The following is a 13,014-nucleotide window of genomic DNA, read 5'->3' on the forward strand; positions in this document are numbered from 1 at the left end:
GAAAAATTTCTCAGCAGTACATCTAGTCAAGTCAACGTCGGCTGTTTATCGTCCATGCGAACGAATCATTCGCCGCGCCTGTCTGTGCGCGGCTGCCCTCATGGTCGTCCCACGGTCGAAAGCAGGCCCCTTCATGCACCACCCCCTCGATGACGCCGACCGCACGCTCCTGGTGACCGGCGCGGCGGTCGCCGCCGCCGGAACTCCCGTACGCGCCGAGGCACTCGCCGTACGCGGCGGTCGCGTCGTCCTCGTCGGTACCGCCGACGAGGCGCGCGCCGCGCTCGGCGGCCGGATCGACGAGAGCCTCGAACTCGACGGCGGCCTCGTCCACCCCGGCTTCGTCGACGCCCACTGCCACCCCGTGATGTACGGACAGGCCCTGGCCTGGGTCGACTGCCGGCCCGAACGCGTCCCCGACATCGAGACCCTCGTCGCCGTCCTCACCGACGCCGCCCGCGAACTCCCCGCAGGAGTCCCCGTGCGCGGCTTCGGGTACGAGCACCGCAGGCTCGCCGAACGCCGCCACCCCACCTGTCACGACCTCGACCGCGTCGCCATCGACCGCGAGGTGTACGTCATGAACGCCTCCGGCCACGGCGGCGTCGTCAACTCCCACACCCTGCGCACCTGCGGCGTCACCGCGGGCACCCCCGACCCCGAGGGCGGCAGCATCGGCCGGCTGCCCTCCGGCGAACCCGACGGACAGCTCTGGGACGCGGCCTGCGACCTGCTCACCGGACCCGGCGGCGTGAAGATCGGCAACCACGGGCCGAACTTCCACCTCTCCGAACCCGACGCGATCATGGCCGATCACCTCCTGCGCGCCCAGGAGGTCTTCCTCGCCGCCGGCGTCACCACTGTCGGCGACGCCCAGGCCTCACGTCGCGAGATGGAGACCTACCTGAGGGCCCGTCGGGACGGCTCGCTGCGCCTGCGCGTCTCCGCCTACCTCACCTCCGCGCTCCTCGACACCGCGCTCGACCTGGGCGTCGTGAACGGCTTCGGCGACGACCACTTCCGCGTCCAGGGCGTGAAGTTCTACGCCGACGGCACGCTCGGCGGCTGGACCGCGTACTTCCCTGACGGATACGCGGCGGACTGCTGCCACCACGGGCAGCTCTACCACTCGGCCGAGGAGTACGCCGAGCTCGTCGGCCGCGCCCACCGCGCGGGCCTGCAGACCGCGACCCACGCCCAGTCCCCGTTCGCCATCGGCATGGTGCTCGACGCCGTCGAGAAGGCGCAGGCCGACCGCGAGCGGCCCGGCATCCGCCACCGCATCGAGCACTCCGGTCTGCCCACCGACGAACAGATCGTCCGCATGGGCGAGTTGGGCGTCGTACCCGTGATGCAGCCCCAGCACCACCTGCGCACCGGCGACGGCACGCTCACTGCTGTCGGCGACCTCGGCCACCGCTACAACCCGGCGGGCACCTGCCTCGCCGCGGGCGTGCCTGTCGTCTTCAGCTCCGACGCGCCCGTCGCACCGCCCGCCCCCCTTGAGGCGATCTCCGCGGCGGCCACCCGGCGCACCGTACTCGGCACCGTCCTTGGCGACGCCGCGCTGCGCATGCCCGTCGCGGACGGCCTGCACGCGCACACCGCGGCGGCGGCCGCCGCCCTGCACCGCGAACACGCGGTCGGCGCCCTGGCCCCCGGCATGCTCGCCGACTTCGCGGTCCTCGACAGCGACCCGCTCACCGCGGACCCGGCCGAACTCGCCTCCATCGGCGTGCGCGAGACCTGGATCGGCGGCGCCCGCGCCTGGGCCGCCCCCGGCCGCTGACCCTCCACCCCCTCCCCTTCCGCGCCTCTCCTGTCCCCGGAGGCTTCATGCCGACACAGCCATCCGCCCCCCGACAGAGCCCGTACAGAGCCCCCTTCGCGGCCCTCGCCGGCACCTCCATCGAGTGGTACGACTTCTACGCCTTCGCCACCGCTGCGGCGATCGTCTTCGACGACGTGTTCTTCCCGCCGGACATGTCGCCCTACCTCAAGACCCTCTCGGCGTTCGCGACCTTCGCCGTCGGCTTCCTGCTGCGCCCGCTCGGCGGCATCGTCTTCGGCCACATAGGCGACCGCGTCGGCCGGAAGAAGACCCTCGTCATCACGCTCATGATGATGGGCGTCGCGTCGTTCGCGATCGGCCTGCTCCCCACCTACTCCCAGGTCGGCGCGCTGGCCCCGGTCCTGCTCATCACGCTGCGCCTCATCCAGGGCATCGCGATCGGCGGCGAGTGGGGAGGCGCCGTACTGATCGCGGTGGAGAACGCCCCGCCCGGCAAGTCCGCGTTCTTCGGCTCGTTCGCCCAACTCGGCTCATCCGTCGGCGCGTTGCTGTCGACCGGCGCCTTCAGCCTCATGAACCTCTTCGGCGACGACGCGTTCATGAGCTGGGGCTGGCGCGTGCCGTTCCTGGCGTCCGCGGTCCTGGTGATCGTGGGCCTCGTCGTACGGGTGAAGCTGGAGGAGTCGCCCGTCATGTCCGAAGTGCGCGAGGAGCACGCCGCCGCCGAACAGAAGCTGCCCGTCGTGGAGGTATTCCAGAAGGCGTGGCGCACGGTCCTCATCGGCGTCTTCGCCCTGGCCACCGCGACCGGCGGTTACTACGTCGTGACCAGCTTCCTGCTCTCGTACGGCACGGGTGACCTGCACCTGTCCGAGTCCATGCTCCTCAACGGCCTCACCCTGGCAGCCTTCCTGGAACTCCTGGTCACGCCGTGGCTGTCCTGGCTGGCGGACCGGGTCGGCCCGCACAAGGTCGTCATCGCGGGCCTGGCCGGCGTGATCGTCCTGTCGATCCCGCAGTTCATGGCCCTCGGCACCGGCAGCGTCGTCCTGATCTGGCTGATGATGCTGGCGATGCGCCTGGTGATGTCCGCGCTGTACGGGCCCATCGCCTCGATCCTCGCGGAGGGTTTCGCCCCGCACGTCCGCTACACCGGCATCTCGCTGTCCTACCAGATCTGCAACATGGTCTTCGGCGGCCTCGCGCCGCTCGCGGCGGTCTCCCTCGCCGCGGCGGCGGGCGGCCACTACTGGCCGACGGCACTCATGCTCATGGCCATCTCGGCCGTCGGCATCTGGTGCACGGCCCGACTCCGGCACCTGCGGGTGCCGCAGCCGGGAGAGGGTCTGTCCTCGGTGACGCAACGGGAGGTGGCGAGCGGGGTCTGAGCATCGCCGACCGCTCACGTGGGCCGGGCAGGACCCGTGCACGTCCGGGCGCACCGCGCCGGGCGGCACGGATCCGGCCCGGCCGCGGTGCTGTCGTCATCCCGACGTCACCCCGCGCCCAGAGCCTCGCTCCTGCGCCGGTCGAGTTCCCCCTGCACCCGTGCCACGTCCTGCGCGTAGGGGCGGTAGAGCAGGGTGAGGACCGCGCCGTTGACGAGCATCAGGATCACGAGGACCCACAGGAACACCGGCCGGAGTCCGACCACGTCGCCCAGGAAGCCCGCGCCGAGGCTGAACGCCGCCCAGGCGATCGCCTCGAAGACGGACACGTAGATCGCGAAGGCGGCGGCACGCTGCTCGGGTGGGGTGACCGCCATGACCATGGGCCGGTTGACCGGCGGGTTGATCCCCTGGGCCATGCCCATGAGGCCGAAGAAGACCGCGAAGAGGGCGATGCCGTCGTACTCGATCTGAGTGCCGAAGAAGGCCGTCACGGCGAAGGCGAACTGCGCGCCCTGCAACACGGCGACCAGCCCGTACCGAGGGCTGCGGCGCGCGGCCCAGTCGGCCGCGAAGCCGCCGAGAAGGGTGCCCAGGAAGTAGCCGATGCCCATCGGGAGCAGGACCACCGAGGCGACCTGGGTGCTGAAGCCGAACACGTCCACCAGATAGACCACACCGAACGTGGAGATCAGGAGGTGGCCGGACAGCAGCCGGGACACCAGCAGGACGAACAGGCTGCGGACCCTGAACAGCGCCACCGCCTGCGACCAGGTGACCCTGGTGGCCTGGGCCGCGCGGGCCTCCTGGCCCAGGTCGGCGAGCTGCCGCTCCGCGGCGCCCCGTCCGGGGTCGCGGAACCACAGCCAGATCCCGCAGCCCAGCAGGATGTTGAACGCGCCGATCCCCCACAGACCCCAGCGCCAGCCGTCGTCGACGCCGGCCAACTGGCCTTTGAGCGGCCCGATCACCGAACTGACCAGCGCCACGGCGCCGTACACGAATCCGACGGCGCGGCCCCGTGACGAGCTGTCGAAGAGGTCGCCGATGATCTCGGTGATGACAGGGTGGGCGGCCGCGTAGCCCGCCGCGAGGATCGTGTAGAGCACCAGGAGCTGGGCGAAGTTCTGGGAGAAGCCCGCGGCCACACCCCAGACACCCCACAGGCCCGTCGCGAGGACGAGGACGCCCTTGCGGGACCAGCGCTGTGCGGCCCACACCCAGAACGGGCCCGTGAACACCCCCACGATCTTGCTCGCGGCGGTGAGGACGCCGAGTGCCCCGAGCGAGATGCCGAGCGACTGCCGGATCAGCGGGAAGAGGCCGCTGACGAGGCTCGCCTCGGTGCTGTCGACCAGCAGCGCACCGCCGAGCAGCGACAACTGGCGCCCGCGCCGGGACACTCCGGATGGTCCGATGTCCTTGGTCGTTCTCGCTGGCCCATCGATAAGCTCGGGCATGGCGCCACCCTTTCTTGGCATGGTTCTTCGCTGGAGCGGTGCGGGAGGGGAGAGGTGCCTGCCGGTGACGGGGTGGCCGCCCCGTCACCGGCGTTCTTTCGGTGGTGCGGCGGCACGGACCTTCCGGCCCGGGCCGCGGTTCGGTCAGAGCGCGGCGAGCTCCTCGGCGACCAACCGCAGCCGCGGCGCCGGGAAGAGCCCGCCCGCCATGGCGGCGACGTCGATCAGGGGTGTCGGCCCCAGGATCTGCAGGAGTTCCGAGTCCACGACTCCTGGCAGGTGGCGGCGCAGGACCTCCACCGCCACCGGGTCGGAGATCAGAGCCCGGATCGGTGTGCGCAGGGAGAAGCGGCCCTCCGGGTAGTCGTCCGCGCGCGGCAGGGGCTGCGTGGCGAGCTCGGCCTGTTCGCGCTGGGCGCGCACCAGCAGGTGTTTCTCGGTGACGGGCCCCACCGCGGGGAGGCCGAGCCGCTCGTACTGGCCGGGCGGCGCCTCGTTCGCCCGCATGAGATCCACCATCAGGCGCGCCATGCGCAGCTCCACCGCGTCGTCGGCGAGCGGCGTGCGCTGCTCGGGGTCCGACTCCAGGTCGTAGAGCAGCGTGCCGTGCTGGTAAGGGTTGAAGAGCGTGCGCCCGGACACGCGCAGCGTGCGGACCCCCTTGGTGAAGCCGAACGGTTCGGCGAGCTCCAGGTCCGCGAGCTCCTGCGGCGTGAAGCGGCCCCGCATGTGCGTCGGCATCAACGTGTGTTCGTGCAGTGGAGCGTTGTCGGGGGAGACGGGCGCCCTCATGTAGACGTAGCGGCCGTCGGTGACATTGACGTGTCCGCCGTGCATGCCGAACAGGCCTGCCTCGCGCACGGATGTGTCCGAGAGCGGCGCGCCCTGCATGTCGCCGGGTCGCGGGACGTCGAAGAACTCCAGGAGGGTGGGCGCCAGGTCGATGGTCTGCACGAGGTCCCGGCGCCGCTCGCCCGTCGCGCCGGTCCGGGGATCCCAGGCGAACAGCGGCAGATGGACGAGTTCGTTGTACCAGGGCTGCACGCTCTTGCCCCACCACCCCTTCTCGCCGAGCAGCAGACCGTGGTCCGTGCAGACGAGGAGCAACGTGTCGTCCCACAGGCCGAGTTCGTCCATCGTGTCGAGGACCCGCCCGAGGGAGTGGTCGCACATGGACAGCAGCGCCGCGTACTCGTACCGGGCGTGCCCGACCTGGTCGTCCGTCTCCACCACGCGCTTGTAGTCGGGCCAGTCGAAGTGCGGGCCGTCGTAGTCGTGCGGATAGAGGTCCTTGAAGCGCTGGTGGCTGAAGAACGGCTCGTGCGGGTCGAAGGTCTCTATCTGTACGAACCAGTCGTCCGCGTCGCGATTGGTGTGGACGAACTCCAGGCCGGCGTCGAACGTCAGCGTCTGCGGATGACGGTCCTCGGTCGCCATGTGCGGCCGGTTCACCCAGTCCTGCCGGTAGACGGCCCCGAACCGGACCTTCTTGAGGTCCTCGGGCATCTCGGGATCCGCGACCTGCCCCTTCCAGGGGTCGCCCTCCTGCCCGCGGAAGAACTCCCAGGTGTTGTACCGGCCGTGATAGGTCGCGCCGCCGTCCTCCCAGTAATGGGGGTGGTCGCTGACGAGGTGGGTGTAGACGCCGCTCTGCTTGAGCAGTTCGGGCATGGAGTCGTCGAACGGCTCCAGCGGACCCCAGCTGCGGTGCAGGAAGTTGTGCCGCCCCGTGTGGATCTCACGGCGGGCCGGCATGCAGGGCATCGAGCCCGCGTAGCAGTTGTCGTACGTGACGGACCGCTCGGCGAGGCGGGCGAAGTTCGGCGCGTGCGTCCAGTCGCCTCCGTACGGCGGCAGCATCCGCCGGTTGAGGCTGTCGAACATCACCATGATCGCCTTCATGCGGCGTCCCCTGTCTGCGTGGGTGTACGGCCTTCGGACTCCGGCCGTCCGGTCTCCAGGCGCCGCAGCATCCCTTCGAGCCAGGCCACCCAGCGGTCGACGGACGAGGCGCCGTAGGCGTGCAGCTCGTCGCTGATCTCGCGCGCGAGGTCCTGGTCCAGTTCGGGCAGCGGGTTCTCGAAACCGATGCGCCGGTCGCGGGCGCGGTTGCCGGCGATCTGGGCGCGCCGATAAGTGAGTTCGGTCCTGATCAGCCGGATCGCCGCGTCCTTGTCGAGCGGGGCGGCGAAGCTGAACCTGGCCAGGAAGTCGGCGTCCTGGAAGCGGCTGGGCGGGTCGTACGGAGAGCGCACCCACTCCATGAGGACGTCGCGCCCCCGTGGCGTCAGCCGGTACACCTTCGCGTCCGGCCGGCCCTCGCGCGGGTCGACCTCGTACGCCACCCAGCCGTCGTCGACCATGCGCCCGAGCAGCCGGTAGATCTGGCTGTGATGGGCGCGCGAACGAAGGAACTGCCCTTCTGTTTCCACCCACTTGCGCAGGTCGTACCCGCTGAACGGGCGGTACGACAGCAGCGCGAGCAGGACGTACTCGAACTTCACGACCTTCACCCCTATGTGCACAATCACTTATGTGCAGAGATTCATATCGCCGGGGGCAAGGGCAGTCAACAGATCGGACAGGCTCTTATCGAGGCGTTCACAGTCGGCCTGAGGTACTCACGGGTGCGGGCTCAGATCGGCTGCGTCCGGTGGATGGAGTACTGCTCCATGAGCTTGGCGCGGGTCGCCCCGAGCCGGTACGCGAGGATCTCGGCGACGGTGCGGATCAGGGTCATGCCCAGCGCTGGATCGGTCTCGCATAGGTCGCGCACCGCCTGCGCGTTGAACTCGTAGGCGCGCACGGGGCTGAACGCCTCGGCCCCGAAGTCCCATTTGTGTGGCGGGAACAGCCATGACCAGCCGAGCAGATCACCCGAGCCCAGCGAGGCGACAGTCACCTTCCTGTGCTCGGTGACCTGCTGGTCCAGAGAGACCGCGCCCGAGCGCACGACCCAGAACCGGTCGGCGATGTGGCCCTCCTCGAAGATCCGCTCGTCCTCGTCGAACGACACCTCCTTGGCGAGCGTCATCAGCCGTTCGCGGTGCTCGTGAGGAAGAGCAGTCAGCAGTCGCGTCGCGTTCGTCATGGACAGGCCTCCTCGCCGAGGTTCCCCACCCTCCATTGGAGCCGCCACGGGCCGATTGAGCACCCTGGGAGCGGCACCGATTCGCACGGATTACATGGAGTCACCCACCGGCTTCGCTGCGACAGCGGAAAGCCACTCGACGACGTCCGTGGCCTCCTGCTCGCGCGCGACGTCCAGAGGCGTCTTGTCGCCGTAGCCGACCCGGCCGGGATCCGCCCCCAGCTCGTACAGGTACTGGGCGGTGGCCAGGCGGCCGCCGTGACAGGCGCACCAGAACGCGCTGGACACCTCCTCCGGCGTCGGCGGTTCCCCGGCGGTCCCCCAGGCCCTGACCCGGTCGAGCAGGCCGAGCGACGCGGCCTCCTCGTACGTGACGTGGGCGCCGTGCTCGACGAGACGGAACGCCGCGCGCCACTGCCCGAAGGCGCAGGCGTCGGCGAGGGGCGTGCCGTCGCCGATCACCGCGCCCGGCGCCTCGATGTCCGCGCCGGCCGCGACGAGGGAGTCGACGGCGGCGACGTCGTCGTTGCTCGCCGCCCAGTGCAGGGGCGTCTCGGTGTGTGCGCCGGAGAAACGCGCGTCGGGGTCCGCCCCGGCCTCCACCAGGGCGGCGATGACCTGGGCACCGTTGGGGAAATGGCCTGGCCAGTCGGTCGCGATGTGCAGCAGCGTGCGGATCCCGGAGCAGTCCGGGCGGGCGGTCTCCGCGATCCCGGCGGAGGCCAGCCCCGGGTGTTCGGCGAGCAGATGGCGCAGGGCCGGTATGTCGCCCTGGCGGATCGCCTGCGTGACCGCGACGGCGAGCGGGTCCTGAGAGTCGATGGTCTTCGTCATGGGGGGTGCCTTCTGCCGGGACGGGATGGGGCAGGACGGGATGGGGCGGGCCAGGGCACCGCCATTCTGGCAGTGCCCTGGCGGGCCGTCCCGTGGTCGGCGGGACGGCCCCACCCCCGTCAGCGAGGCGACGAACCGCGCGCCCGCAGCAGGTCGGCCATGAGCTTCATCTCCGACTCCTGCGCGTCGACCATGCCCTGCGCGAGACTCCGCTCCACCGGTACCTCGCACTGCTGGGCACAGGCGCTCGCCATGTCGATGCCGCCCATGTGATGCGCCGTCATCAACTGGAGGTAGAGCACCTCGGCGTCCTTGCCCTGAGCCTTGCCTGTGAGCGCCCTGTTGGGCAGGGGGCGAAGCTCCAAGGTCTCTACGCGGAGTGGTGGGCGAGTGCCGCGTGCGGGTCGGGTGCGCCGGGGTCGGGCGCCGGGTCGGCGTGCACGAGCGCGCCGGTGAGCTTGGGGACGGCGTGCAACAGGGCGTGCTCCGCGGCGACCGCGACCTCGTGCGCGGCCCGCACGCTGAGGGCGCCGTCGACGACGATGGCGACCTCGGCGCGCAGCCGGTGCCCGATCCAGCGCATGCGCAGTTCGCCGACGGCCAGCACACCGGGTACGTGTTCCAGCGCGTGCTCGGCGCTGTCCACGACGGCCGGGTCGACGGCGTCCATCACGCGCCGGAAGACCTCGCGGCAGGCGTCGCGCAGCACCAGAAGGATGGCGGCGGTGATGGCCAGTCCCACGATCGGGTCGGCGAGCCGCCAGCCGACGGCGGCCCCGCCCGCCCCGATGAGCACGGCGAGCGAGGTGAACCCGTCCGTACGCGCGTGCAGTCCGTCGGCGACCAGCGCCGCGGAGCCGATGTCACGGCCGACGCGGATGCGGTGGCGGGCGACCCATTCGTTGCCGAGGAACCCGATCACGGCGGCCGCGGCCACGGCCGGCAGGTACGTGATGTCGCGCGGGTTGATGAGCCGGTCGACCGCAGTCCACGCGGCGAAGGCCGCGGAGGCGGCGATGGTCAGGACGATGACGAGCCCGGCGATGTCCTCGGCACGCCCGTATCCGTAGGTGAAGCGGCGGTTGGCGGCCCGCCGGCCCAGGACGAAGGCGACGCCGAGCGGCAGCGCGGTGAGGGCGTCCGCCGCGTTGTGGACCGTGTCGCCGAGCAGCGCGACCGAACCCGAGAGCACGACGACGACCGCCTGGGCCGCCGCGGTCACGCCCAGTACGGCCAGCGAGATCCACAGGGCGTGCAGGCCCCGGGCCGAGGCTTCGAGTGCCCGGTCGGTCTTGTCGGCGGTCTCGTGGGAGTGCGGGGTGAGGACGTGCGCGAGCCGGTGCCGCCACCGGGCCGCTCCCGACACGGGGCCGTGCTCGTGACCGTGGTGATGCGTGCTGTCGTGGGGTGCGTGTCCGTGCTGAGGGCTCAAGGGCCGGGCCTTCCTGGACGGGGCGGAGGCTGGGGGATCGGCGCGGAGCTGGACACCGGAAGGCGTCCCGTTCCATTATGTGCGTATGAGCGCACGCATGCACCTATCACCTGCGCACGGTGTGCACCCGCAAAACCCGAGCGACGAGCAGCTTGCCTACGCCGCCGACCTCCTCGGCCTCCTCGCCGATCGCACCCGTCTCGTGCTCCTGCACACGCTCGGCAGTGGTGAGGCGGATGTCACGACGCTCACCGAGACGTGCGGCGCGGCCCGCCCCGCCGTCAGCCAGCACCTGGCGAAACTACGTCTCGCGGGCCTGGTGACCGTCCGCAAGGAGGGCCGCCGCATGGTCTACGCGCTGACCGACGGGCATCTGCGACGCCTGGTGAGCGAGGCGCTGAACCTCGCGGACCCTCACCTCGGACGCCACCCCCTTGTGTAAGGGGGTGCGAGGGCGCGGATCGGGCTCCTAGGATCCCCGGCATGACGGATCACGACTGCTACCCATGCGGCAAGGAAGCGCAGTTCGCCGGTCTGCCGCCACGCGAACGCATCGCCTTCGACGAGCACTGGCGGGTGGTCCACGCCATTAGAACGGCGCTGCCCGGCTGGCTGGTGCTGCTGCCGCGACGCCACGTCACGGCCGTCCACGACCTCACTGACGCGCAGGCCGCGACGCTGGGTGTCTGGCAGGTCAGGCTCTCCCGCGCGCTGCGGAGCGTGACCGGCTGCGAGAAGACCTACGTGGCGCAGTTCGCGGAGGCCGAAGGCTTCTCGCACGTGCACTTCCACGTAGTGCCCCGACTGCCCGACCTCCCGCAGGAGCGCCGGGGTCCCGGCGTCTTCGCGATGCTCGGCCGGCCGGAGGGGGAGTGGGTGACGGACGGTGAGGCGGACCGGATAGCACGCGAACTCCGGGCTCATCTCCGCCCCGAGCCACCTCTGTGACGGCGATGGTGACGTAGCGTCAGCCCCCTGCCGGGGAAGGGGAATCCTGGTCCAGTACGTACAGCTCCGGCAGGTTGACGACGATCGCCTCCTGCGTGCTGCGCGCGATCACCACGACCGCCTCCTCGTCCGGGCTCGGGTTCTCCTCGCGGTGCGGGACGTAGGGCGGCACGAAGATGTAGTCGCCGGGTGCGGTGCGCAGCCTGACTTCCTCCGGGGCTCCGGTGGAGTCGTCCAGGAACACGAACTCCGGGTGGCCCTTCACGACGTGGATCGCCGTCTCCGAGGCGCCGTGGTGGTGGTTGGAGGAGGCGGTGTCGGGGGTCACGTGCGTCTGGCCCATCCAGATGCGCTCGGAGCCGACCGTACTCCCGCTGATCGCCGCGAACCGCCGCATGCCGCCGGTCTGCGCGGTGTCGCCGTCCAGTTCGCCCGCGCGGATGTGGTGGAGCCGGGCGCGGAGCGGCAGCGGCGCGTCATGGTCCGGGAGGTCGGGGTGGAACGCGTCGCGCTCAGGGGAGTCGCCGGCGTGTGAAGGTGTGGCCATGGCAGTCCTGCTCCTCGTGGGCGGGCCGTCGGCGGTGGCCCGGCGTGGAATGCGGGGGCGCGCGCCGGTGTGGTGGGTGTCGAAGACGACGGAGACAAGGTTGCTCCCGGCTCGCTCGATGCCGAGCCGTGAACGCTCAAGATCCACGGCCGACCGTAAGGAGCCGGTCGAACGGATGTCAAGGTTTGTCCGTTGCCGTCGCTTCGGGTGCTGTTCGCCGCCGGAGTCGCGTCGGGTGGTGGCCCGGCTGGGGGTGGCTGTAGGGGCCGGACACTTGAAGCCCGTGCGGCTGCCTGATGCGCTGTCAAAAACTCACAGGATGCGAGGAGTTCCTAAAATTCGAGGGCGTCACGTACGCGCGCATCCGGGCGAGCCGGCCGTCGGCGGTTGTCCAGTCGGCGGTGAACGTGCCTGCGTAGCGCCAGCCCGCGCGCTCGTAGAGCCCGATGGCGGTGCTCGCGGCCGTCTCGACCTCCAGGACCGGTGTCTGCCCGCGGGCGGCGCCGGTCCCGATCGCCCGGTCGAGCAACAGGGCGGCCACCCCGCGCCGCCGGGCGCCGGTGCTGACGAAGAGCCGTGACACGGCCACCAGGCGCCGCTCGGGCAGCCCCGCAGCAGAGGCCAGGGCAGGTCCCGGCGGGGTGAGCGCCATGTGCCCGACGACATCGGTGCCCGCCACGACGACCCACGCGTCGGTCATCCCGTGCGGGGTGAGCCAGCCCGCCGGATCGGCGGGCCAGTCCACCGGATAGCGGTCGGCCGCCTGGACCCCTGCGAGCGCCTCGACGCAGCTGGGCAGGTCGGCGTCGGCGCGCGGGCGCACCGTGAGTTCGTTCGTGTCCGTCATGCCAGGGATCCTGGCATCCGGGCGGCCTCGCGGGATCACTGCACCCCGTGCGGCCGGAACTGGATACTGATCCGTCCGCCCGCGGCCCGCGTCGTCTTCGGGATGGCGTGCTCCCACGTCCGCTGGCAGGAGCCGCCCATCACGATCAGGTCGCCGTGGCCCAGCGGCCGGCGGACCACGTCGCCGCCGGCGCGCGGGCGCAGGAGCAGGTCGCGCGGCGCGCCCACGGACAGGATGGCGACCATGGTGTCCTCGCGGGCGCCGCGGCCGATGCGGTCGCCGTGCCAGGCGACGCTGTCGCGCCCGTCGCGGTAGTGGCACAGCCCGGCCGTGGTGAAGGGTTCGCCGAGCTCGGTCGCGTAGTGCGCCGAGAGTGTCTGTCGCGCCTCGTCGAGGACGGGGTGCGGGAGCGGCTCGCCCGCGCCGTAGAAGGCGAGCAGGCGCGGCACGTCCACGAGACGCTCGTACATCTGCCGCCGCTCGGCCTTCCAGGGCACGTCCGTGGCCAACTGCTCGAACAGGGCGTCGGCGCCGGTCAGCCAGCCCGGCAGCAGGTCGATCCAGGCGCCGTCGCCGAGCGCGGTCCTGCGGACCCCGTCCAGTGGGCGCAGTCGCACGTCGTCGCTCTGGTCGAACAGGGACCCCTGGAGTTGGTGCGTTGCCATGAGGACAGCG

13 protein-coding genes and 1 pseudogene are annotated in these 13,014 nt (G+C 71.1%); 4 read left to right on the forward strand and 10 right to left on the reverse strand.

What is annotated here, in order from left to right; all coding sequences use genetic code 11:
- Positions 1–133 precede the first annotated feature (133 nt).
- Positions 134–1,789 (forward strand): amidohydrolase, encoded by a 1,656-nt coding sequence (locus CG723_RS12035; RefSeq protein ID WP_100593265.1) that lies wholly within the window; start codon positions 134–136, stop codon positions 1,787–1,789.
- Between the two features lie 47 nt (positions 1,790–1,836).
- Positions 1,837–3,180, forward strand: a complete 1,344-nt coding sequence (locus CG723_RS12040; protein ID WP_100593266.1) for an MFS transporter — start codon at positions 1,837–1,839, stop codon at positions 3,178–3,180.
- A gap of 107 nt (positions 3,181–3,287) precedes the next feature.
- Here the strand turns inward: CG723_RS12040 and CG723_RS12045 are convergent, their stop codons facing one another.
- The 7 genes and pseudogenes from CG723_RS12045 to CG723_RS12075 form a co-directional block, all read right to left on the reverse strand.
- The gene (locus tag CG723_RS12045) at positions 3,288–4,640 is read right to left on the reverse strand and encodes an MFS transporter (RefSeq protein ID WP_159032436.1); all 1,353 of its coding nucleotides are present in this window, start codon (positions 4,638–4,640) and stop codon (positions 3,288–3,290) included.
- 144 nt (positions 4,641–4,784) lie between these two features.
- Positions 4,785–6,542: a sulfatase gene (locus CG723_RS12050; protein ID WP_100593268.1), complete on the reverse strand. Its 1,758-nt coding sequence runs from the start codon at positions 6,540–6,542 to the stop codon at positions 4,785–4,787.
- The gene (locus tag CG723_RS12055; RefSeq protein WP_159032437.1) at positions 6,539–7,144 is read right to left on the reverse strand and encodes a PadR family transcriptional regulator; all 606 of its coding nucleotides are present in this window, start codon (positions 7,142–7,144) and stop codon (positions 6,539–6,541) included. Before CG723_RS12055 ends, CG723_RS12050 begins: the two co-directional genes overlap by 4 nt.
- Before the next feature lie 131 nt (positions 7,145–7,275).
- Positions 7,276–7,731, reverse strand: a complete 456-nt coding sequence (locus CG723_RS12060; RefSeq protein ID WP_100593270.1) for a cyclic nucleotide-binding domain-containing protein — start codon at positions 7,729–7,731, stop codon at positions 7,276–7,278.
- Between the two features lie 90 nt (positions 7,732–7,821).
- Positions 7,822–8,565 carry an ankyrin repeat domain-containing protein gene (locus tag CG723_RS12065; RefSeq protein WP_100593271.1) on the reverse strand — a complete coding sequence of 248 codons (744 nt, stop codon included), beginning with the start codon at positions 8,563–8,565 and terminating at the stop codon, positions 7,822–7,824.
- Positions 8,566–8,684: 119 nt separating this feature from the next.
- Positions 8,685–8,891, reverse strand: a pseudogene (locus tag CG723_RS12070) (DUF305 domain-containing protein); the annotation flags it as partial.
- 44 nt (positions 8,892–8,935) lie between these two features.
- Positions 8,936–9,997 (reverse strand): cation diffusion facilitator family transporter, encoded by a 1,062-nt coding sequence (locus CG723_RS12075; RefSeq protein ID WP_100593272.1) that lies wholly within the window; start codon positions 9,995–9,997, stop codon positions 8,936–8,938.
- A 97-nt stretch (positions 9,998–10,094) separates the two neighbouring features.
- Between CG723_RS12075 and CG723_RS12080 the strand changes: the two genes are divergently transcribed.
- Positions 10,095–10,439, forward strand: a complete 345-nt coding sequence (locus CG723_RS12080; protein ID WP_100593273.1) for an ArsR/SmtB family transcription factor — start codon at positions 10,095–10,097, stop codon at positions 10,437–10,439.
- 41 nt (positions 10,440–10,480) lie between these two features.
- Positions 10,481–10,945, forward strand: coding sequence for an HIT family protein (locus tag CG723_RS12085; protein ID WP_100593274.1), 465 nt, complete (start codon positions 10,481–10,483; stop codon positions 10,943–10,945).
- Between the two features lie 19 nt (positions 10,946–10,964).
- Here CG723_RS12085 and CG723_RS12090 read toward each other — a convergent pair whose 3' ends face one another.
- The 3 genes from CG723_RS12090 to CG723_RS12100 form a co-directional block, all read right to left on the reverse strand.
- A complete protein-coding gene (locus CG723_RS12090; RefSeq protein ID WP_100593275.1) occupies positions 10,965–11,492 on the reverse strand; it encodes a cupin domain-containing protein in 528 nt (175 codons plus the stop codon).
- 304 nt (positions 11,493–11,796) lie between these two features.
- Positions 11,797–12,339 (reverse strand): GNAT family N-acetyltransferase, encoded by a 543-nt coding sequence (locus CG723_RS12095; protein ID WP_234374247.1) that lies wholly within the window; start codon positions 12,337–12,339, stop codon positions 11,797–11,799.
- Positions 12,340–12,374: 35 nt separating this feature from the next.
- Positions 12,375–13,004, reverse strand: a complete 630-nt coding sequence (locus tag CG723_RS12100; protein ID WP_100593276.1) for an alpha-ketoglutarate-dependent dioxygenase AlkB — start codon at positions 13,002–13,004, stop codon at positions 12,375–12,377.
- Between the last annotated feature and the right edge of the window lie 10 nt (positions 13,005–13,014).

Source organism: Streptomyces sp. CB01635, from assembly GCF_002803065.1.
Taxonomy (GTDB): Bacteria; Actinomycetota; Actinomycetes; order Streptomycetales; family Streptomycetaceae; genus Streptomyces.

Coding starts and splice junctions, on each gene's coding strand:
- CG723_RS12035 (WP_100593265.1), top strand. CDS start 134: ATGCACCACCCCCTCGATGACGCCGACCGCACGCTCCTGGTGACCGGC.
- CG723_RS12040 (WP_100593266.1), top strand. CDS start 1,837: ATGCCGACACAGCCATCCGCCCCCCGACAGAGCCCGTACAGAGCCCCC.
- CG723_RS12045 (WP_159032436.1), bottom strand. CDS start 4,640: ATGCCCGAGCTTATCGATGGGCCAGCGAGAACGACCAAGGACATCGGA.
- CG723_RS12050 (WP_100593268.1), bottom strand. CDS start 6,542: ATGAAGGCGATCATGGTGATGTTCGACAGCCTCAACCGGCGGATGCTG.
- CG723_RS12060 (WP_100593270.1), bottom strand. CDS start 7,731: ATGACGAACGCGACGCGACTGCTGACTGCTCTTCCTCACGAGCACCGC.
- CG723_RS12065 (WP_100593271.1), bottom strand. CDS start 8,565: ATGACGAAGACCATCGACTCTCAGGACCCGCTCGCCGTCGCGGTCACG.
- CG723_RS12080 (WP_100593273.1), top strand. CDS start 10,095: ATGCACCTATCACCTGCGCACGGTGTGCACCCGCAAAACCCGAGCGAC.
- CG723_RS12085 (WP_100593274.1), top strand. CDS start 10,481: ATGACGGATCACGACTGCTACCCATGCGGCAAGGAAGCGCAGTTCGCC.
- CG723_RS12090 (WP_100593275.1), bottom strand. CDS start 11,492: ATGGCCACACCTTCACACGCCGGCGACTCCCCTGAGCGCGACGCGTTC.
- CG723_RS12095 (WP_234374247.1), bottom strand. CDS start 12,339: ATGACGGACACGAACGAACTCACGGTGCGCCCGCGCGCCGACGCCGAC.
- CG723_RS12100 (WP_100593276.1), bottom strand. CDS start 13,004: ATGGCAACGCACCAACTCCAGGGGTCCCTGTTCGACCAGAGCGACGAC.